The sequence below is a fragment of the Pseudomonas putida genome, from assembly GCA_041879295.1.
GTDB lineage: Bacteria > Pseudomonadota > Gammaproteobacteria > Pseudomonadales > Pseudomonadaceae > Aquipseudomonas > Aquipseudomonas putida_Y.
This window is the reverse complement of record CP047152.1, coordinates 5,356,543-5,376,911: the sequence shown is the minus strand read 5'-3', so window position 1 is coordinate 5,376,911 and position 20,369 is coordinate 5,356,543. Positions and strand designations below refer to the sequence as shown.

Here is a 20,369-nt window from a genome sequence, read left to right as displayed (position 1 = left end):
GACCGCACCCCACAAGGGGTGATACTGAACAACAAGAAGGAGTGCGCAGGCACCTGGATACGGGCCTGCGGCTCTACGCGATTGGAGTAGCAAAGTGACCGAACTCACCCTCAAGCCTGGCACCCTGACCCTGGCCCAGCTGCGTGCGATTCACGCCGCGCCCGTGCGCCTGCAACTGGATGCCAGCGCCGCGCCGGCCATCGACGCCAGCGTCGCCTGCGTCGAACAGATCATTGCCGAAGACCGCACTGCCTATGGCATCAACACCGGTTTCGGCCTGCTGGCCTCGACCCGCATCGCCAGCCATGACCTGGAAAACCTGCAGCGTTCGCTGGTGCTGTCCCACGCCGCCGGTATCGGCGCGCCGCTGGATGACGACCTGGTGCGGTTGATCATGGTGCTGAAGATCAACAGCCTCAGCCGTGGCTTCTCCGGCATCCGCCGCAAAGTCATCGACGCGCTGATTGCCTTGGTCAACGCCGAAGTCTACCCGCACATCCCGCTGAAAGGTTCGGTAGGTGCCTCCGGTGACCTTGCGCCGCTGGCGCATATGTCGCTGGTGCTGCTGGGCGAAGGCAAGGCTCGCTACAAGGGCCAGTGGCTGCCGGCCACCGAAGCCCTGGCGATTGCCGGCCTCGAACCGCTGACCCTGGCCGCCAAAGAAGGCCTGGCCCTGCTCAATGGGACTCAGGCTTCCACCGCCTATGCCTTGCGTGGCCTGTTCCAGGCCGAAGACCTGTATGCCGCTGCCATCGCCTGCGGCGGCCTGAGCGTCGAAGCTGCGCTGGGCTCGCGCTCGCCCTTCGATGCGCGTGTCCACGAAGTGCGTGGCCAACGCGGCCAGATCGACACCGCGGCCTGCTTCCGCGACCTGCTGGGCGACTCCAGCGAAGTGTCGCTGTCGCACAAGAACTGCGACAAGGTCCAGGACCCGTACTCGCTGCGCTGCCAGCCGCAGGTCATGGGTGCCTGCCTGACCCAGCTGCGCCAGGCCGCCGAGGTACTGGGCATCGAAGCCAACGCCGTGTCGGACAACCCGCTGGTGTTCGCTGCCGAAGGTGATGTGATCTCCGGCGGCAATTTCCACGCCGAGCCGGTGGCCATGGCCGCCGACAACCTGGCCCTGGCCATCGCTGAAATCGGCTCGCTCAGCGAGCGCCGCATCTCGCTGATGATGGACAAACACATGTCCCAGCTGCCGCCGTTCCTGGTGGAAAACGGCGGGGTCAACTCCGGCTTCATGATCGCCCAGGTCACCGCTGCCGCCCTTGCCAGCGAAAACAAAGCCCTGTCGCACCCGCACAGCGTCGACAGCCTGCCAACTTCGGCCAACCAGGAAGACCACGTGTCGATGGCCCCGGCGGCCGGCAAGCGCCTGTGGGAAATGGCCGAAAACACCCGTGGCGTGCTGGCCATCGAATGGCTGGGCGCTTGCCAGGGCCTGGACCTGCGCAAAGGCCTTAAGACTTCGGCCAAGCTGGAGCAGGCGCGCCAGGCGCTGCGCAGCGAGGTGCCGCACTACGACCGTGACCGTTTCTTCGCGCCGGATATCGAAAAGGCCGTGGACCTGTTGGCCAAGGGTAGTCTGACCGGCTTGCTGCCGGCGGGTGTACTGCCAAGCCTGTAACGCCCCTGGGGCCGCTGGGCGGCCCTTCGCGGGCGCGCCCGCTCCCACAGAAGTAGGTGCAAAACACCATCCCCTGTGGGAGCGGGCGTGCCCGCGAAGGGGCTGCGCAGCAGCCCCCTGAATCTCACGACCACAAAAACAATTCAAGGACGTGACATGCAACAAGCTCAAGGTCTCAAGCGCGGGCTAAGTGCCCGCCACATCCGTTTCATGGCCCTCGGCTCCGCCATCGGCACCGGCCTGTTCTACGGCTCTGCCTCGGCCATCCAGATGGCAGGCCCGGCCGTGCTGCTGGCCTACCTGATCGGCGGCGCTGCCGTATTCATGGTCATGCGCGCCCTTGGCGAAATGGCCGTGCACAATCCGGTGGCCGGCTCCTTCGGCCACTACGCCACGACCTACCTTGGCCCAATGGCCGGCTTCATCCTCGGCTGGACCTACGCTTTCGAGATGGTCATCGTCGCCATCGCCGACGTCACCGCGTTCGGTATCTACATGGGCTTCTGGTTCCCGGAGGTAGCCCGCTGGATCTGGGTGCTGGGCATCGTCTTCCTGATCGGCGGCCTCAACCTGTGCAACGTCAAGGTATTCGGCGAAATGGAATTCTGGCTGTCGCTGCTCAAGGTCGGCGCCATCGTGGCGATGATCCTGGCCGGTCTCGGCATCATGGCTTTCGGTTTCAGCCAGGTGGGTACCGGGCATGCCGTGGGCATGAGCAACCTGTTCGACCATGGCGGCTTCATGCCTAACGGCGTGGGTGGCTTGATTGCGTCGTTTGCCGTGGTGATGTTCGCCTTCGGCGGTATCGAGATCATCGGCGTCACCGCCGGTGAGGCAAAAGACCCGCAGCGCGTCATCCCCAAAGCGATCAACGCGGTGCCGCTGCGCATCCTGCTGTTCTACGTGCTCACCCTGTTCGTGCTGATGTGCCTGTACCCATGGCCGCAGATCGGCAGCCAGGGCAGCCCGTTCGTGCAGATCTTCAGCAACCTGGGCATTGGCTCTGCCGCTGCCGTGCTGAACGTCGTGGTGATTTCCGCTGCCATCTCTGCCATCAACAGCGACATCTTTGGCGCTGGCCGCATGATGTATGGCCTGGCCCAGCAAGGCCACGCCCCACGCGGTTTCAGCAAGTTGTCGAAACATGGCGTACCGTGGATGACTGTCGTGGTGATGGGGGCTGCGCTGCTGATCGGCGTATTGCTCAACTACCTGATCCCGGAAAATGTGTTCCTGCTGATTGCCTCGATCGCCACCTTCGCCACGGTGTGGGTGTGGCTGATGATCCTGCTCACCCAGGTAGCCATGCGCCGCAGCATGAGCCGCGAGCAAATGGCCCAGCTCAAGTTTCCGGTTCCGTTCTGGCCATACGGCCCGGCCATGGCCATTGCGTTCATGGTGTTCATCTTTGGCGTGCTCGGCTACTTCCCGGACACCCAGGCGGCATTGATCGTCGGCGTGATCTGGGTGGTGTTCCTGGTGGCGTCCTACCTGCTGTGGTGCAAGCCGCGCGCAGGGCAGGGCCAGCCGGTCGCGGAGCCGGCCGAGCTGCACCGCTAGCATAGGAGATTGTGCATGAGAACCCTCTGGCAGCATTGCCATGTTGCAACCATGGCCGACGGCCGCTACTCGGCCATCGAGGATGCGGCGATCGTCACCAGCGCCGGGCTGATCGAGTGGATAGGCCCGCGCGCCGAGCTGGCGCCCGTCGAAGCTGACCGCACGGTTGACCTGGGTGGCGCCTGGGTCACCCCCGGGCTGATCGACTGCCACACCCATGCGGTGTTCGGCGGCAACCGCAGCGGCGAGTTCGAGCAGCGCCTGCAGGGCGTGAGCTATGCCGAAATCGCCGCACAGGGTGGCGGTATCGCCAGCACTGTGCGGGCTACCCGTGCGGCCAGCGAAGACGAGTTGTTCGCCAGTGCTCGCCAGCGCGTCCGGGCACTGATGCGCGATGGCGTGACCACCATCGAGGTCAAGTCCGGCTACGGCCTGGACCTGGCCAACGAGCGCAAGATGCTGCGAGTGGCCCGGCGCCTGGCTGACGAGCTGCCGCTGACGGTGCGTGCCACGTGCCTGGCAGCGCACGCTTTGCCCCCAGAGTACGCAGGCCGGGCCGATGACTACATCGCGCATATCTGCGATGAAATGTTGCCGGCCCTGGCGGCCGAAGGCCTGGTAGATGCGGTGGACGCCTTCTGCGAACACCTCGCGTTCTCGCCGGCCCAGGTCGAACGACTGTTCATCAAGGCACGCGAACTGGGCCTTCCGGTCAAGCTGCATGCCGAACAGCTGTCATCGTTGCACGGCTCAAGCCTGGCCGCGCGTTACCAGGCTCTGTCGGCTGACCACCTGGAGTTCATGACAGAGGAAGACGCCATGGCCATGGCAAACGCCGGCACAGTCGCCGTGCTGCTGCCGGGTGCCTTCTACTTCCTGCGTGAAACCCAGCTGCCGCCAATGGATGCATTGCGCCGGCACGGGGTGAAGATTGCCCTGGCCAGCGACCTCAACCCCGGCACCTCGCCAGGGTTGTCGCTACGGTTGATGCTGAACATGGGCTGCACCTGCTTCCGCATGACGCCGGAAGAAGCCCTGGCCGGCGTTACGGTCCACGCTGCCACGGCGCTGGGCCTGGGTGACAGCCACGGCTCGCTGCAAGTGGGCAAGGTGGCCGACTTCGTCGCCTGGCAGATCGAACGCCCCGCCGACCTGGCCTACTGGCTGGGTGGCGACCTGCCCAAGCGCGTAGTGCGCATGGGCCATGAAATCTCCAACTGAGCGAGGCCCGATGGACAAGGTACTGAGTTTTCACCAAGGTCGCCTGCCGCTGCTGATCAGCATGCCGCACGCTGGCCTGCGCCTGAGCGACGCCGTGCGCGACGGCCTGGTCGACCAGGCGCAAAGCTTGCCGGACACCGACTGGCACATCCCGCAGTTGTACGACTTTGCCCGTGACATGGGCGCCAGCGTGGTGGCTGCAGAGTATTCACGCTTCGTCATCGACCTGAACCGGCCGGACGACGACAAGCCACTGTACGCCGGCGCCACCACGGGCTTGTACCCGGCGACGCTGTTCGGTGGCGAACCCCTGTTCAAGGATGGGCTGGCACCGTCTGGCGAAGAACGTAAACGCTATCTGGAGCAGATCTGGCGCCCCTATCACGCTACCATTCGTCGCGAGCTGGACCGCTTGCGAGAGCAGTTCGGTTATGCGCTGCTGTGGGATGCCCATTCGATCCGTTCGCTGATCCCGCACCTGTTCGACGGCAGGTTACCGGACTTCAACCTGGGTACTTTCAACGGCGCCAGTTGCGATCCGGCACTGGCTGAGCGGCTGCAGGGTGTGTGCGCCGGGATGCAAGGTTACAGCCATGTGCTCAACGGTCGGTTCAAAGGCGGGTACATCACCCGGCATTATGGCGACCCGGCCAACCATATCCATGCTGTGCAACTGGAGCTGGCGCAAAGCACCTATATGGAGGAAATCGAGCCGTTTGCCTACCGGGATGATCTGGCGCAACCGACACAAGCGGTATTGAGGCAGCTGCTGCAAGCGCTGCTGGCGTGGGGCGACGAGCGTTACAAGCGTTGAGTGGAGGCGGCGACGCTATCGGCGTCGCCAGGCGCCGTGGGAGGCCATTGTCGGAAATCTGCGCAATGGCCATTCGCGCCGTTCGAACGCGTCAGCAAGGACGGTGCTGAAAGCGCAATTCAGGTTTATGATGGCCCACGGCCGAATAATCCTCACACGGAGTGCGCAATGCAGACCCTCTACCCGCAGATCAAACCCTACGCCAGGCACGATCTGGCCGTGGAAGCGCCGCATGTGCTTTATGTCGACGAAAGCGGCTCGCCGGAAGGTCTGCCCGTGGTGTTTATCCACGGAGGCCCTGGCGCTGGCTGCGACGCCCAGAGCCGCTGCTACTTTGACCCCAACCTGTACCGCATCATCACCTTCGACCAGCGCGGCTGTGGCCGCTCCACGCCCCATGCGAGCCTGGAGAACAACACCACGTGGCACCTGGTCGAAGACCTGGAGCGCATTCGCGAACACCTTGGCATAGACAAGTGGGTGCTGTTTGGTGGCTCTTGGGGCTCGACCCTGGCCCTGGCCTACGCTCAGGCTCACCCAGAACGCGTGCACGGCCTGATCCTGCGCGGCATCTTCCTGTGCCGGCCGCAGGAAATCGAGTGGTTCTACCAGGAAGGCGCCAGCCGCCTGTTCCCCGACTACTGGCAGGACTACATCGCACCGATACCACCGGAGGAACGCGGCGATCTGGTCAAGGCCTTCCACAAGCGCCTGACCGGTAATGACCAGATCGCCCAGATGCACGCCGCCAAGGCGTGGTCCACCTGGGAAGGCCGTACCGCCACCCTGCGCCCCAATCCGCTGGTGGTCGACCGCTTTTCCGAACCGCAGCGGGCGCTGTCGATCGCTCGCATCGAATGCCACTACTTCATGAACAACGCCTTCCTCGAACCGGACCAGCTGATCCGTGATCTGCCCAAGATCGCCCACCTGCCGGCGGTGATCGTGCATGGGCGCTACGATGTGATCTGCCCACTGGACAACGCCTGGGCGTTGCACCAGGCCTGGCCGAACAGTGAGCTGAAAGTGATCCGTGACGCCGGTCACGCGGCTTCCGAGCCTGGCATCACCGATGCCCTGGTGCGTGCCGCCGACCAGATGGCCCGACGCCTGCTCGACCTGCCCCTGGAAGAAGCATGAAGGGCCTGTTGCAGCGCGTGCGCGGTGCGCGGGTTGAAGTGGCGGGGGAGGTGGTCGGTGCCATCGACCAGGGGTTGCTGGTGCTGGTGGCGGTCGAGCCTGACGATTCCCGCGAACAGGCCGATAAGCTGTTGCACAAGCTGCTGAACTACCGTGTGTTCAGCGACGATCAGGGCAAGATGAACCTGTCGCTCAAGGATGTCGGGGGTGGCCTGTTGCTGGTGTCACAGTTCACCTTGGCCGCCGATACTCGCAACGGCATGCGTCCGAGCTTCTCGACAGCGGCGCCACCGGCCCTCGGCGCCGAGTTGTTCGACTATCTTTTGCAGCAGGCAAAGGCTCAGCACGCCGACGTGGCCAGCGGCCGCTTCGGGGCGGATATGCAGGTGCACCTGGTCAATGATGGCCCCGTAACATTTATGTTACAAATATGAGGTCAAAAACCCCTTTGTTCACAGGAAAACAAGGGGTTTTATACGATAAATAGTTGCTCCAGCCTGATGCGTTGTCACGCAACCTGCTGGATAATCGCGCGCTGCATGGACCTGCGTTCGCAGGTCCGTTTCACTCTGACTCGAGCATTGTCTGGATCCGTTTGGGGAATCATTACGCCCTCACGGGGTCCGAACAGTGCTCGCCAACCCGGCATTTGTCGCTGGCCGTTGGTTTCATGATCTGTTTTCGGCGAGGGTTGCTCGTGATTGTTAGTCCCCAAAAAGCATCAAGAATCCCCGGCGTTCGGCTACACAAGGCGCTGATGGCCAGTGTGGCTCTGGTTGGCCTGATGAGCGCGGGCCAGCTGTGGGCATTCAATCTTGACGATGTTGCAGCCAAGGCAAAGGATCTGGCCGGCCAGAAGTACGACGCACCCAAAAGCAACCTGCCGGCCGTGTTCCGCGACATGAAGTTTGCGGACTACCAGAAAATCCGTTTCCTGCAGGAAAAGGCCGAGTGGGCCAAGGACAAGACCCCGTTCAAACTGTCGTTCTATCATCAGGGCATGCACTTCGACACCCCGGTGAAAATCAACGAGGTCACTGCCACCAAGGTCCAGGAAATCAAGTACGACCCGGACCGCTTCGAGTTCGGTGACGTGCCGCACGACCCGGAAACCACCAAAAACCTCGGTTACGCCGGTTTCCGCGTGCTGTACCCGATCAACAAGGCTGACAAGCAGGACGAGATCATGACCCTGCTTGGCGCCAGCTATTTCCGCGTAGTCGGCAAGGGCCATGTGTACGGCCTGTCTGCCCGTGGCCTGGCCATCGACACCGCACTGCCCTCGGGCGAAGAGTTCCCGCGCTTCACGGAGTTCTGGGTTGAAAAACCCAAGCCAGCCGACAAGCACCTGGTGATCTATGCGCTGCTGGATTCGCCGCGCTCCACCGGCGCCTACAAGCTGATCCTGCGTCCGGGCAACGACACCGTGGTCGACGTGCAGTCCCGCGTGTTCCTGCGTGAGCATGTCAGCCGCTTGGGCATTGCTCCGCTGACCAGCATGTACCTGTTCGGCCCCAATCAGCCGTCCAAGGTGCTCAACTACCGCCCGGCCCTGCATGACTCCGAAGGCCTGTCGATTCACGCCGGCAATGGCGAGTGGCTGTGGCGCCCGCTGAACAACCCGAAGCACCTGGCCGTGAGTAACTTCAGCGTCGAGAACCCGCGTGGTTTCGGCCTGATGCAGCGCCAGCGCGCCTTCAGTGACTACGAAGACCTCGACGACAACTACCAGAAGCGCCCAAGCGCCTGGATCGAGCCGAAGGGTGACTGGGGCAAGGGTAGCGTCGACCTGGTCGAAATCCCGACCGCCGACGAGACCAACGACAACATCGTGGCCTTCTGGAGCCCGGAGAAGCTGCCGGAGCCCGGCAAGCCGATCGAGTACGCCTACCGCCTGCACTGGACCATTGACGAGCCGAAGTTCCAGGCCCCTGATCTAGGCTGGGTCAAGCAGACCCTGCGTTCCACCGGTGACGTCAAGCAGTCCAACCTGATCCGCCAGCCAGACGGCAGTGTGGCGTTCCTGGTCGACTTCGCCGGCCCGGCCCTGGCCGCCCTGCCGGAAGACACCGCCGTGCGCAGCCAGATCAGCGTGGGCGACAACGCCGAGGTGGTCGAGAACAATCTGCGCTATAACCCTGAGACCAAGGGCTGGCGCCTGACCCTGCGCCTGAAGGTCAAGGAAGCCAACAAATCGACCGAAATGCGCGCCGCACTGGTGCGTGACGTGCCGGTCGAAGCCGCCAAGCCTGCCCAGGACGCCAAGCAGGACAAGGCCGCAGCCAAGCCTGCCAAGGCCGAGAAAGCCGTCAAGGCTGAGCCATCTGCCAAGGCCGAACAACCTGCCGCCGATGCGGCGCCCACCAACGGGGCCCCGGCCACCACCGAGAAGGTGCTGACCGAGACCTGGAGCTATCAGTTGCCTGCCGATGAGTAACTCAAGCGCAAGGCCGGAATCGCTTGGCGAGTACCTGGCCCACCTACCACTGAGCGACCAGCAGCGGGCTGAACTTGCCAGCTGCACCTCGTTCAGTGAGCTGCACCAACGCTTGGCGGCCAACCCGGCCGCCAGCTCTGCCGAGGCCGTGCAGGCCTCGGTGGGCCCGCGCCTGACCGTGGGCAGCGCCGCCGAGCTGGAAGACGCCGAAATGCTCGGCGTCGATGGCAGCGGCCGCCTGTGCCTGAAGATCGCCCCGCCGATCAAGCGCACCAAGGTTGTGCCCGAACCGTGGCGCACCAACGTGCTGATCCGCATGTGGCGGCGCATGACCGGCCGTACCAATGCCCCGCAGCCGCCCAAGCGCGAACTGCCACCGGCACGCTGGCGCACGGTCGGTTCGATCCGCCGCTATATCCTGCTGACCCTGATGATTGGCCAGACCATCGTTGCTGGCTGGTACATGAAGGGCATCCTGCCGTACCAGGGCTGGTCGTTCGTCGACCTCGACGAAATCCTCAGCCAGTCGCTGTGGGACACGGTGGTGCAGGTGTGGCCGTATGCCCTGCAGACTTCTATCCTGATCCTCTTCGGCATCCTGTTCTGCTGGGTGTCGGCGGGCTTCTGGACCGCGCTGATGGGCTTCCTCGAGCTGCTCACCGGGCGCGACAAATACAAGATTTCGGGCAGCAGCGCAGGCAACGAGCCAATCGCGCCCGAGGCGCGCACCGCGCTGGTGATGCCGATCTGCAACGAAGACGTGCCGCGGGTGTTCGCCGGCCTGCGCGCAACGTTCGAGTCGGTGGCCGCCAGCGGCAACCTCGACCGTTTCGACTTCTTTGTGCTCAGCGACACCAACGACACCGACATTGCCGTGGCCGAGCAACAGGCCTGGCTGGATGTGTGCCGCGAAACCAAAGGCTTTGGCCGCATCTTCTACCGCCGCCGTCGCCGCCGGGTGAAGCGCAAGAGCGGCAACCTCGACGACTTCTGCCGTCGCTGGGGTGGCGAGTACAAGTACATGGTTGTACTCGACGCCGACAGTGTCATGAGCGGCGAGTGCCTGAGCAGCCTGGTGCGCCTGATGGAAGCCAACCCGGACGCCGGCATCATCCAGACCGGGCCGAGAGCCTCGGGCATGGACACCCTGTACGCACGCATGCAGCAGTTCGCTACCCGCGTGTACGGCCCACTGTTCACTGCCGGTCTGCACTTCTGGCAGTTGGGTGAGTCGCACTACTGGGGCCACAACGCGATCATCCGCATGAAGCCGTTCATCGAGCACTGCGCCCTGGCGCCGTTGCCGGGCAAGGGCGCATTCGCCGGTGCCATCCTTTCCCACGACTTCGTCGAAGCTGCGCTGATGCGCCGTGCCGGCTGGGGCGTGTGGATTGCCTACGACTTGCCGGGCAGCTACGAAGAACTGCCGCCAAACCTGCTCGACGAGCTCAAGCGCGACCGCCGCTGGTGTCACGGCAACCTGATGAACTTCCGCCTGTTCCTGGTCAAAGGCATGCACCCGGTTCACCGTGCGGTGTTCCTCACCGGGGTGATGTCTTACCTGTCGGCGCCGCTGTGGTTCCTGTTCCTGGTGCTGTCGACCGCGTTGCTGGCGACCAACACGCTGATGGAGCCGCAGTATTTCATCGAGCCATACCAGCTTTACCCGCTGTGGCCGCAATGGCACCCGGAGAAGGCCGTAGCGCTGTTCTCCACCACCATCGTGCTGTTGTTCCTGCCCAAGCTGCTTAGCGTCATCCTGATCTGGGCCAAGGGCGCCGTCGAGTTTGGTGGGCGAGTCAAGGTTACTTTGTCGATGCTGATGGAGATGCTGTTCTCCATGTTGCTGGCACCGGTACGCATGATCTTCCACACCCGCTTCGTGCTGGCCGCGTTCCTCGGCTGGGCTGCGACCTGGAACTCGCCGCAGCGCGACGACGACTCCACGCCGTGGGGCGAAGCCGTGCGCCGGCATGGCCCGCAGACGCTGCTGGGCATTGCCTGGGCCGCACTGGTGGCGTGGTTGAACCCGAGCTTCCTGTGGTGGCTGGCGCCTATCGTCGGTTCGCTGGTGCTGTCGATCCCGGTATCGGTCATTTCCAGCCGCACCCGCCTGGGCCTGGCGGCCAAGGACGAGAAGCTGTTCCTCATCCCCGAGGAATACGCCACCCCACAAGAGCTGCTGGCGACCGACCAGTACACTCACGAAAACCGCTGGCATGCCTTGCATGATGGCTTCGTGCGGGCCGTGGTCGACCCGCGGCAGAATGCCCTGGCCTGCGCCATGGCCACTGCCCGCCATGGCCAGGCGGCACCGATTGAAGCGTTGCGTGCAGAGCGCGTTGCCAAGGCGATTGAAGTCGGGCCGAAAGGCCTGGACCTCAATACGCGCCTGGCCCTGCTCAGCGATCCGGTGGCACTGAGCCGCCTGCACGAGCAGGTGTGGGCCGAGCACAACGCGGCATGGATCGATGTGTGGCGTGCGTCGATCAACAATGACCCGCATTCGCCGCTGTTGCCGTTGCACCCGGAAAACGCAGGCCAACCGACACTCGTCGGCGCCTGATCGGGCCTGTTCGCGGCGGTTCGGCGCCCCGATGGACCCGATCCTACAGGGTAACTGACAGGTCCTCTTCGCGGGTGAACCCGCTCCTACCAGGGATACACATTCCCTTGTAGGAGCGGGTTCACCCGCGAAGCTTTTTGCCCTAGCCCCCCATTTTGGCCAACAAAGTCCCCCCGCGGCTCTAGGTCCTCGGGCCGCCATGCGTTAGCATCCCTCTCCGATACGACGCTTCGGCCAGCACGGCCGTGCCAACACAATAAGATTCGCTACTTTTATTGCTAGGGGACTTGGTGATGATCAAGAAATACCTTTCGCGACTGCTGGTCGGTGTGACCGCCCTGGTCGCCGTGACTGCGGCCCAGGCGGGCGCCATCGATGACGCGGTCAAGCGCGGCACCCTGCGGGTGGGCATGGACCCGACTTACATGCCGTTCCAGATGACCAACAAACGTGGCGAAATCATCGGCTTCGAAGTCGATATCCTCAAGGCCATGGCCAAGTCCATGGGCGTCAAGTTCGAGGCTGTGTCCACCGCCTATGACGGCATCATCCCGGCCCTGCTGACCGACAAGTTCGACATGATCGGCAGCGGCATGACCCTGACCCAGGAGCGCAACCTGCGTCTGAACTTCAGCGAACCCTTCATCGTGGTTGGTCAGACCCTGCTGATCCGCAAGGAACTGGCTGGCGAGATCAAGTCGTACAAAGACCTGAACAACGAGAAGTACCGCCTCACTTCCAAGTTGGGCACCACGGGTGAAATGGTCGCCAGGAAGCTGATCAGCAAAGCCAAGTACCACGGCTACGACAACGAACAGGAAGCGGTCATGGACGTGGTCAACGGCAAGGCTGACGCCTTTGTCTATGACGCGCCGTACAACGTGGTGGCGGTAGATAAAGCCGGCGCCGGCAAGCTGCTGTTCCTCGACGAGCCCTTCACCTACGAGCCGCTGGCCTTCGGCCTGAAGAAAGGCGACTACGACAGCATCAACTTCATCAACAACTTCCTGCACCAGATCAAGCACGACGGGACCTACGATCGTATTCACGACAAGTGGTTCAAGAACAAGGACTGGCTGAAGGAAATGGAATAAGGCCCAGGCCACAAGCCCGGCTTTATGACCCCGACGCGCAGGCAAACCCTGCGCGTTCGCATTTACGGAAGTACCCCACGTGATCAAACACAAGAAAGCCCAGTGGCCATGGCATGGGTTGACCGCCCTGGTCCTGGTGGGCCTGGCGCTCAGCCTTTACATGGCCACCTCGATGATTTCCTACGAGTGGCGCTGGAACCGCGTACCGCAGTACTTCGCCTACAAGGCCGAGGACGTACAACGCGCTGCCGGCTACGGCACTGTGCAGGAAATCGTCATCTCCGGTGACAACGCCCGCGTCACGCTGAAGGACGAAAGTGGTGCCGAGCAAGTGCTCGATGTGGCCAAGGACAGCCTACAACTGAGCCGCGGCGACGATGTTGCCGAAGGCGACCAGATTGGCGTAACCCGTCACTGGGCCGCTGGCCCGCTGGCGTGGGGCCTGTGGACCACTTTGTGGATCTCGGTGGTGTCCGGGGCCTTGGGCCTGGTGATCGGGCTGTTCGCCGGATTGTGCCGGTTGTCCAACAACCCGACCCTGCGCGACCTGTCGACCGTCTATGTCGAACTGGTGCGCGGTACGCCGCTGCTGGTACAGATCTTCATCTTCTACTTCTTCATCGGCACCGTGCTCAACCTGTCCCGCGAGTTTGCCGGGGTGGCGGCACTGGCATTGTTCACCGGTGCTTACGTGGCTGAAATCGTCCGTGCTGGCGTGCAGTCGATCGCCAAGGGCCAGAACGAGGCTGCCCGGTCGCTGGGCCTGAACGCTGGCCAGTCGATGCGCCATGTGATTCTGCCGCAAGCGTTCAAGCGCGTGCTGCCGCCCTTGGCCGGCCAGTTCATCAGCCTGGTCAAGGACACCTCGCTGGTGTCGGTGATCGCCATCACCGAACTGACCAAGAGTGGCCGTGAGGCCATCACCACCTCGTTCTCAACCTTCGAGATCTGGTTCTGCGTGGCAGGCCTGTACCTGCTGATCAACCTGCCGCTGTCGCACATTGCCAGCCGGCTCGAGCGGAGGCTTGCGCAAAGTGATTGAAGTCCGTGACCTGCTGAAAGTCTTCGACACCCGTGGTCAGGTGGTAAGGGCTGTGGATAACGTCACCACTCAGGTCGCCAAGGGCGAAGTGGTGGTGGTGCTCGGGCCATCGGGGTCGGGCAAGTCGACGTTCCTGCGCTGCCTCAACGGCCTGGAGCATTTCGACCAAGGCCATGTGGCCATCGATGGCCTGCAACTGGCCGACCCTAAGACCGACATCAATGCCTATCGCCGCGAAGTCGGCATGGTGTTTCAGCATTTCAACCTGTTTCCGCACATGACCGTGCTGGAAAACCTGTGCCTGGCGCAGAAGGTGGTGCGCAAGCGCAACAAGGCTGACCGCGAGGCCAAGGCCCGGGCGTTGCTGGAAAAGGTCGGTATTGCGCAGAAGGCCAACGAATTCCCGTCCCGGCTTTCCGGCGGTCAGCAGCAGCGGGTAGCGATTGCCCGGGCCCTGGCCATGGACCCGAAAGTGATGCTGTTCGACGAGCCGACCTCAGCGCTCGACCCGGAAATGGTCGGTGAGGTGCTGGACGTGATGAAGACCCTGGCCCAGGAAGGCATGACCATGGTTTGCGTCACCCACGAAATGGGCTTTGCCCGTGAAGTGGCCGACCGCGTGCTGTTCTTCGATCACGGCAAACTGCTGGAAGATTCGGCCCCAGCGGCGTTCTTCGCTGCGCCGAAAGACCCGCGTGCGCAGGCATTCCTGCGCCAGGTGCTGTAACCGCGCCGGGTTCTTCGCGGGCAAGCTCGGCCCTGCATGTCCACCACTGCCTTGAAGGGGGTGCTGTACCTGTGGGCGCGGGCTTGCCCGCGAAGAGGGCGACGTGATGTCAGATGCTGAACCTCCCCACCATCCCCCGCAATTGCTGCCCCAGATGCTCCAGCTCTCCACTCGAGGCTGCCGTCTGCTCACTGGCGGCACTGGTCTGATCCGAAACATCCCGCACATTGATTACGCTTCGGTTGATCTGCTCGGCCACCACGCTCTGCTCTTCACTGGCGGTGGCGATCTGCTGGTTCATGCCCTGAATGCTCGACACCGTGTCGGTGATCTGGCTCAGCGCGTGCCCGGCCCTGCGGCTCAGTTCCACGCTCTGTTCGGTCAGGCTCTTGCTGCTGTCCAGCAAACGGGTCACTTCGTCGGTACCGTTGTGCAGGCTGTCGATCAGTTGGCCGATCTCCTCGGTCGCCGTCGACGTGCGCTGGGCCAGGCCGCGTACCTCATCGGCCACCACGGCAAAGCCACGCCCGGCTTCACCGGCCCGTGCCGCTTCGATCGCCGCGTTCAGCGCCAGCAGGTTGGTCTGTTCGGAGACCGACTTGATCACATCCAGGATGCTGCCAATCCGCTGGCTCTCGCCTGCCAAGTGCTGCATGGCCGCCAGGCAATGGTCCATCTGCCCGGCCAGTTGTTCGATACGGCCGATGGCTTCGGCGACTACCTGATCACCCACCTGTGCCTGCTGGTCAGCGTTGGTCGCGGCCAGTGAGGCTTGCTCGGCGTTCTGTGCCACTTCCTGCACGGTGGCGCTCATCTGGTTCATGGCAGTGGCCACCTGGTCGGTTTCCTCGCGCTGCTGATTGATGCGCAACTTGGTGTCTTCGCTACTGGCCGCCAACTGCGTGGCGGCCTGTGAAAGCTGGCCGACACCCTGATCAATGCCACCGATCAGCTCGCGCAGGCTCAAGGTCATCTCGCGCATGCTGGTTTGCAACTGGCCCATTTCGTCGCGACGTTGCACGGTGTCGACCTGGCTCAGGTCACCCTTGGCGATGCGGGCGGCCACGGCCAACGTCTGGCGCAGTGGCTGGGTGATCTGCAAGGTGATCAGCCAGGCGGCCAGCGCCCCTACCACCATTGCCAGCAGTGCCACACTGGTCAGCAGCGACCGAGCGGCCAGGGCCTCACTGTCGCGTTGTTCGACCTTGCGTTTGCCCAGTTCGAGGCTAACCGTTCGCAGCTCGTTGCCCATGTTTTCCATGTTGTTCTGCAACTGCTCGACACGTACGGCGGCGCGGCGGTACTGATCCAGGCTGGTGCGGTACTTGCTCAGCTCGACACCGGGTTGCTCACTGATGGCACGTGGCAAGCCCAACGGTGCAAGGCCTTCAAGCAGTTGCGCAAGGCTACTGTCGGCGGCGTCCAGGGCGTTATCACCGACTTTGGCAAAATCCTCGACCGGGACGAAGGTGTAGGCTGGAACCAGGCTTTGCTGGTTGGCACCTTCGACATGCCGGCTGAGGGTGTCCATCAGGCCCAGCACACCACTTTGCTGACTGTCGTCAGGCATTTTCAGCAAGGCCTGGGTCTGCAGTTCGTCAATCGCCACGCTGAGTGCTTGCTCCTGCGACTGCAGGGCTTCGCGCAGGGCTACACGGCTGGCGACGCTGCGCTGCAGTTCGCTGAAGTTGTCGCGCAGGCTCTGTAACAATGCCATTTTTTCTGTCAGCAACTGCCGTGACTCATCGACGTTGCTGCGTTGCTGCAGGGTGGTCAGCATGCTATTGAGCTGGTCGAGGATGTTGCTGATGCGCGCTCTGCTGGCATCGTCGTTGAGCACGCGGTAGGTGATGCGTTCCGCGCGCAGGTCTTTTGTCAGGTCGTTGATCAGGCCTATTTCACTGAGTTGCTGTGAGCGCACGATGGCACCATCCAGGGCACGCCAGCCGCTGATGGTGGTGGCCAGGGTGAGCAGCAGGACCACGGCGAAGCCGAGGGCCAGCTTGGCGGCGACACTGATGTTGCCGAGCTTGCGGTTGAGGGAGCCAAGCATGGGGAATCTCCGAGCGAGTGAGAGAAAGGATGCAGGCGCATGGCTGGCATCACATCTCTGCCCATCGGCAGCGGAGTTGTAGGACTTGACCTGATAATCAGGTAGGAAATTTCGCCGCTAGAAGTAGGAAACAGTTCGTCCGGTGCCGCCTCCTCGCGGGTAAAACCGCGAAGAGGCCCGACCGGGCGACCGCTAGTTCAGATCAGAGCCTGAACCGCCCAACCAACCCTTGCAAGTGGGTACCCAACCGCGCCAGTTCCACGCTGGAGCTGGCGGTCTCCTCACTCGCCGCCGAGGTCTGGTCGGAAATATCACGCACATTCATCACGCTGCGGTTGATCTCCTCGGCCACCGCCGTCTGCTCCTCGGCCGCCGTGGCAATCTGCTGGTTCATCGCCTGAATCGACGACACCGTGCGGGTGATGGTTTCCAACGAGCTGCCGGCGCGGCGGGTCAGCTCGACGCTGCTGTCGGTCAGTTGGCGGCTGTTGTCCATCACGCTGGCCACCCGTTGGGTGCCGCTTTGCAGGCCGGCAATCAACTCTTCGATCTCTTCGGTCGACTGCTGTGTGCGTTGGGCCAAGCTACGCACTTCGTCGGCAACCACGGCAAAGCCACGCCCGGCCTCACCGGCGCGGGCCGCTTCGATTGCCGCGTTGAGGGCCAACAGGTTGGTTTGCTGGGCCACCGATTTGATCACGTCGAGTACGCTGCCGATCTTGTCGCTTTCGGTCTTGAGCAGGTTCATCGCTTCGCTGGAGTTGACCACTTCGCTTGCCAGGCGCTCGATCTGTGCCACCGCCTCGCCCACCACGCGATCGCCCTCGCGGGCCTGCTGGTCGGCCATCAGGGCGGCTTCCGAAGCCTGTTCGGCATTGCGTGCCACATCGTGCACGGTGGCTGTCATCTGGTTCATGGCCGTCGCCACCTGGTCGGTTTCGACCTTCTGGTTGTTGACCCCGGCGCTGGTCTGTTCTGTCACCGCCGACAGCTCCTCGGCAGCGCTGGCAATCTGCGTGACGCCGTCGCCAATGCCGCCGATCAGTTCACGCAAGCCTTGGGTCATGCGATGCATGCTGGCTTGCAATTGGCCCAGTTCGTCGCGGCGTTGCACCTGCAGGCTTTGGGTCAGGTCTCCGCTGGCCACGCGTTCTGCGGCGTGCAGGGTCTGGCGCAGAGGGATGATGATCTGCCGGGTAATGGTCCAGGCGGCCAGCAGGCCAAGGGCCAGTGCCAGCACGGTGGCGACTGTGAGCAGTGTTTTGGCCTGCGCGGCAGCAGCATTGCGCACCTCGGTTTGCGAGGTGGTCATCGTCTGGCTGGCCTGCAGCAGTACCGTGCCTTGTTCAGCCATGCTTTGCAGCGCTTGTTCACTGGCACGCAGGGCATCACCGAACTGGGTCACGGCATCGCGGTAGCCGCCCATGGCCGTGGCGGCATCATCCAGGTTGGCAGCATGTTCGGCTGGCACTTTGGCCGGCAGTGCGCGCAGCTCGGCCAAGGCCTGGTCGATGGCCTTCAGTGCCGTTTGCTGGAAATCGGCATTGCCGCTGTAGGTGTAGCCACGCACCTGGAAACGCGCTTGTTGCAGCAATGCGCTGACGTCCACCGCGTGCTGGTACTGATTGATGTCTGCACCTTGCAGCAGGCTACGTTGTACTCGGCCAATCAATTCAACGACTTTATCGGCGCTGCTACCCAGTACATCACGGCTTGCTTCGCGGCGTTGTTCGGCCTGCTTCAGCTCGTTGAATGCCTGCTGGTAGATGCGCACTGCCTCGCGCTGCTGTTCAAGGCGCTGGCGGTCGGCAGGCTGTTCGATCTGGCCAAGCATCAGTTGCACTTGGCGGTCGAGGTTGCCCAGGGCTTTTTCCAGCTCTGCCAGCGAAGCGTCGTCGCGGCGGCGATCGTAGAGCTGGCGGGCGATGCGCAGCTCCTGGGTGTATTGCTGGACGACAGAAATGTTTCCCAGTTTGTCGCCACGGTCGATGATGCTGTCCATGCCGTGCCAGCCGACCAGGGTAATAGCCAAGGTCAACAGTAGCACCAGGCCGAAACCCAGCCCCAGTTTGCGATTGACGCTCACATTGCCCAGCGATTGGGCTAACCATTGATACATGTTCGACTCCCCGGCGGCTTGGCAGCACAAATAATTGTTTTGTTGCCAAGGCCATCGGCCCGGGAGAGGGAAACTTGATGGGCAAAAAAGGGGTGTTTGTGTCAGAAAATGCGCGAAAGTAGCGCAGTGACGGCAGTCTCCACCCGCAAGATGCGATCACCCAGCTGCACCGGCGCCAGGCCTGCCTTGCCCAGCAGGTCGATTTCGTAGGGGATCCAGCCGCCCTCGGGGCCGATGGCCAGGGTAACGGCTTGTTCTACGGCGCGCGGACAGGCTGGGTAAGGGCCGGGGTGGCCAACCAGGCCCAGGGTGCCGGCGGCGATGGTGGGCAGGCGGTCTTCGACAAAAGGCTTGAAGCGCTTTTCGATGATGACCTCGGGCAGCACTGTGTCGCGCGCTTGTTCCAGGCCCAGGATCAGGTTCTCGCGAATGGTGTCGGGCTGCAGGAAGGGCGTTTGCCAGAAGCTTTTCTCGACCTTGTAGCTGTTCAGCAGGATCAGCCGCGGTACACCCAGTGTGGCCACGGTCTGGAACAGCCGTCGCAGCATCTTGGGCCGAGGCACCGCCAGCACCAGGGTCAGTGGCAGCTTGGCCGGTGGCTGCTGGTCGAAGGCCACTGCCAGCTCGGCTTCGTGTTTTTCCAGGCGCAGCACCGTGGCCTTGCCCATCAGGCCATTGATACGGCCCACGCGCAGGTTGTCGCCCACCGCCACGCGGTGGATTTCCTGCATATGGGTGAAGCGCCGATCAGCAAGAACGACGCGGTTGGCCGAAACGAAGTCGGCCTCTTCAAGAAGCAACAGGTTCACGGTTGGGTCGCAGGTGGCTGGTCGTTATGGTCGTCGGCGGTTTCGTCGTGGGCGCTGCGCTTGCGGATCAGGCTGCCGCACAGCACACCGATCTCGAACAGCAGCCACATGGGCACGGCCAGCAGGGTCTGGGAGAAGATGTCCGGTGGGGTGAGGACCATGCCGACCACGAAGCAGCCGATGATCACATAGGGGCGGGCCTTTTTCAGGTACTTCACGTCGACCACGCCGATCCACACCAGCAGCACCACTGCCACCGGGATTTCGAAGGCCACGCCAAAGGCGAAGAACAGCGTCATCACGAAGTCGAGGTAGCTTGCGATGTCGGTCATCATCGCTACGCCTGCCGGGGTGGCAGCGGCGAAGAACTTGAACATCAGCGGGAACACAAGGAAATAGGCAAAGGCCATGCCGGCGTAGAACAGCAGGATGCTCGATACGAGCAGCGGAATGGCAATGCGCTTCTCGTGACGGTACAGCCCGGGGGCGATAAAGCCCCAGATCTGCTGGAGGATGAACGGGATGGCCAGGAACAGCGAGACGATCATGGTCAGCTTGAACGGCGTGAGGAACGGCGAGGCCACATCGGTGGCGATCATCGTTGCATTGGCCGGCAAGTGCTCGCGCAGTGGCGCGGAAACCAGTGTGTAGATCTGCTGGGCGAAGGAGAACAGCCCGGCAAAGATCAGGAAAATGACGGCAACGCAGCGCAGCAGGCGGGTGCGCAGTTCGGTCAGGTGTGAAACCAGCGGCATCGGCTGGTCGTGTTCCGGATTCTCGCTCATGGGGCTCGCGGCGGTTGAGGCGGTTCAGACGGTGCGGCCGGGGCTTTAGGTGCTTCGACCGGCCTGGCTTCGAGCCCGGCAGGTGGCTGCACGCTGGCCGTGGTGACCGGCGGCTGCGCGGGTGGCGTCATGGGGTTGAGGATGCGCTTGGCTTCCTCTTCCATCTGCAGGATGTGCTCGTTATGCAGCTGGCGGCGGATATCGTCGGCGCCAATTTCGCGCTCCACTTCCATCTTGATGCTGTTGAAGCTGCGCTTGAGCCGCCCGATCCACAGGCCTGCCGTGCGCGCGGCACCCGGCAGGCGCTCGGGGCCGAGCACCAGCAGGGCGACCAGGCCGACGAGCAGCAGCTCGCTGAAACTCATGCCGAACATG

The 20,369-nt window shown here is 63.1% G+C and carries 16 protein-coding genes; 11 read left to right on the top strand and 5 right to left on the bottom strand.

Annotated features, from left to right (window positions below):
* Positions 1 to 94 precede the first annotated feature (94 nt).
* The 11 genes from hutH (at position 95) to GST84_24445 (ending at position 14,228) form a co-directional block, all read left to right on the top strand.
* A complete protein-coding gene (gene hutH / locus GST84_24495; protein XGB15330.1) occupies positions 95 to 1,627 on the top strand; it encodes a histidine ammonia-lyase in 1,533 nt (510 codons plus the stop codon).
* 156 nt (positions 1,628 to 1,783) lie between these two features.
* A complete protein-coding gene (locus GST84_24490; protein ID XGB15329.1) occupies positions 1,784 to 3,187 on the top strand; it encodes an amino acid permease in 1,404 nt (467 codons plus the stop codon).
* A 15-nt stretch (positions 3,188 to 3,202) separates the two neighbouring features.
* The gene (locus GST84_24485) at positions 3,203 to 4,408 is read left to right on the top strand and encodes an imidazolonepropionase (protein XGB15328.1); all 1,206 of its coding nucleotides are present in this window, start codon (positions 3,203 to 3,205) and stop codon (positions 4,406 to 4,408) included.
* A 10-nt stretch (positions 4,409 to 4,418) separates the two neighbouring features.
* Positions 4,419 to 5,222, top strand: coding sequence for an N-formylglutamate deformylase (gene hutG / locus GST84_24480; GenBank protein XGB15327.1), 804 nt, complete (start codon positions 4,419 to 4,421; stop codon positions 5,220 to 5,222).
* Between the two features lie 168 nt (positions 5,223 to 5,390).
* Positions 5,391 to 6,362, top strand: a complete 972-nt coding sequence (gene pip, locus GST84_24475; GenBank protein ID XGB15326.1) for a prolyl aminopeptidase — start codon at positions 5,391 to 5,393, stop codon at positions 6,360 to 6,362.
* A complete protein-coding gene (locus GST84_24470; protein ID XGB15325.1) occupies positions 6,359 to 6,796 on the top strand; it encodes a D-tyrosyl-tRNA(Tyr) deacylase in 438 nt (145 codons plus the stop codon). The genes pip and GST84_24470 overlap by 4 nt, the downstream gene beginning before the upstream one ends.
* A gap of 323 nt (positions 6,797 to 7,119) precedes the next feature.
* Positions 7,120 to 8,799: a glucan biosynthesis protein G gene (locus GST84_24465; protein XGB15324.1), complete on the top strand. Its 1,680-nt coding sequence runs from the start codon at positions 7,120 to 7,122 to the stop codon at positions 8,797 to 8,799.
* Positions 8,792 to 11,365 (top strand): glucans biosynthesis glucosyltransferase MdoH, encoded by a 2,574-nt coding sequence (gene mdoH / locus GST84_24460; GenBank protein ID XGB15323.1) that lies wholly within the window; start codon positions 8,792 to 8,794, stop codon positions 11,363 to 11,365. Before GST84_24465 ends, mdoH begins: the two co-directional genes overlap by 8 nt.
* 296 nt (positions 11,366 to 11,661) lie before the next feature.
* The gene (locus GST84_24455; protein ID XGB15834.1) at positions 11,662 to 12,459 is read left to right on the top strand and encodes a transporter substrate-binding domain-containing protein; all 798 of its coding nucleotides are present in this window, start codon (positions 11,662 to 11,664) and stop codon (positions 12,457 to 12,459) included.
* Positions 12,460 to 12,538: 79 nt separating this feature from the next.
* Positions 12,539 to 13,501 (top strand): ABC transporter permease subunit, encoded by a 963-nt coding sequence (locus GST84_24450; protein XGB15322.1) that lies wholly within the window; start codon positions 12,539 to 12,541, stop codon positions 13,499 to 13,501.
* The gene (locus tag GST84_24445; GenBank protein XGB15833.1) at positions 13,494 to 14,228 is read left to right on the top strand and encodes an ATP-binding cassette domain-containing protein; all 735 of its coding nucleotides are present in this window, start codon (positions 13,494 to 13,496) and stop codon (positions 14,226 to 14,228) included. Before GST84_24450 ends, GST84_24445 begins: the two co-directional genes overlap by 8 nt.
* A gap of 109 nt (positions 14,229 to 14,337) precedes the next feature.
* Here the strand turns inward: GST84_24445 and GST84_24440 are convergent, their stop codons facing one another.
* The 5 genes from GST84_24440 to tatB all read right to left on the bottom strand — a co-directional run bounded on the left by GST84_24440 (position 14,338) and on the right by tatB (position 20,368).
* Positions 14,338 to 16,281, bottom strand: a complete 1,944-nt coding sequence (locus GST84_24440) for a HAMP domain-containing protein (GenBank protein ID XGB15321.1) — start codon at positions 16,279 to 16,281, stop codon at positions 14,338 to 14,340.
* A 202-nt stretch (positions 16,282 to 16,483) separates the two neighbouring features.
* Positions 16,484 to 18,400, bottom strand: a complete 1,917-nt coding sequence (locus tag GST84_24435) for a HAMP domain-containing protein (GenBank protein XGB15320.1) — start codon at positions 18,398 to 18,400, stop codon at positions 16,484 to 16,486.
* A gap of 101 nt (positions 18,401 to 18,501) precedes the next feature.
* The gene (locus GST84_24430; GenBank protein ID XGB15319.1) at positions 18,502 to 19,209 is read right to left on the bottom strand and encodes a 16S rRNA (uracil(1498)-N(3))-methyltransferase; all 708 of its coding nucleotides are present in this window, start codon (positions 19,207 to 19,209) and stop codon (positions 18,502 to 18,504) included.
* Complete coding sequence (gene tatC, locus GST84_24425; GenBank protein XGB15318.1) at positions 19,206 to 19,994, bottom strand: twin-arginine translocase subunit TatC; 789 nt, start codon at positions 19,992 to 19,994, stop codon at positions 19,206 to 19,208. Before tatC ends, GST84_24430 begins: the two co-directional genes overlap by 4 nt.
* Positions 19,991 to 20,368 carry a Sec-independent protein translocase subunit TatB gene (tatB, locus tag GST84_24420; protein XGB15317.1) on the bottom strand — a complete coding sequence of 126 codons (378 nt, stop codon included), beginning with the start codon at positions 20,366 to 20,368 and terminating at the stop codon, positions 19,991 to 19,993. Before tatB ends, tatC begins: the two co-directional genes overlap by 4 nt.
* Between the last annotated feature and the right edge of the window lies 1 nt (position 20,369).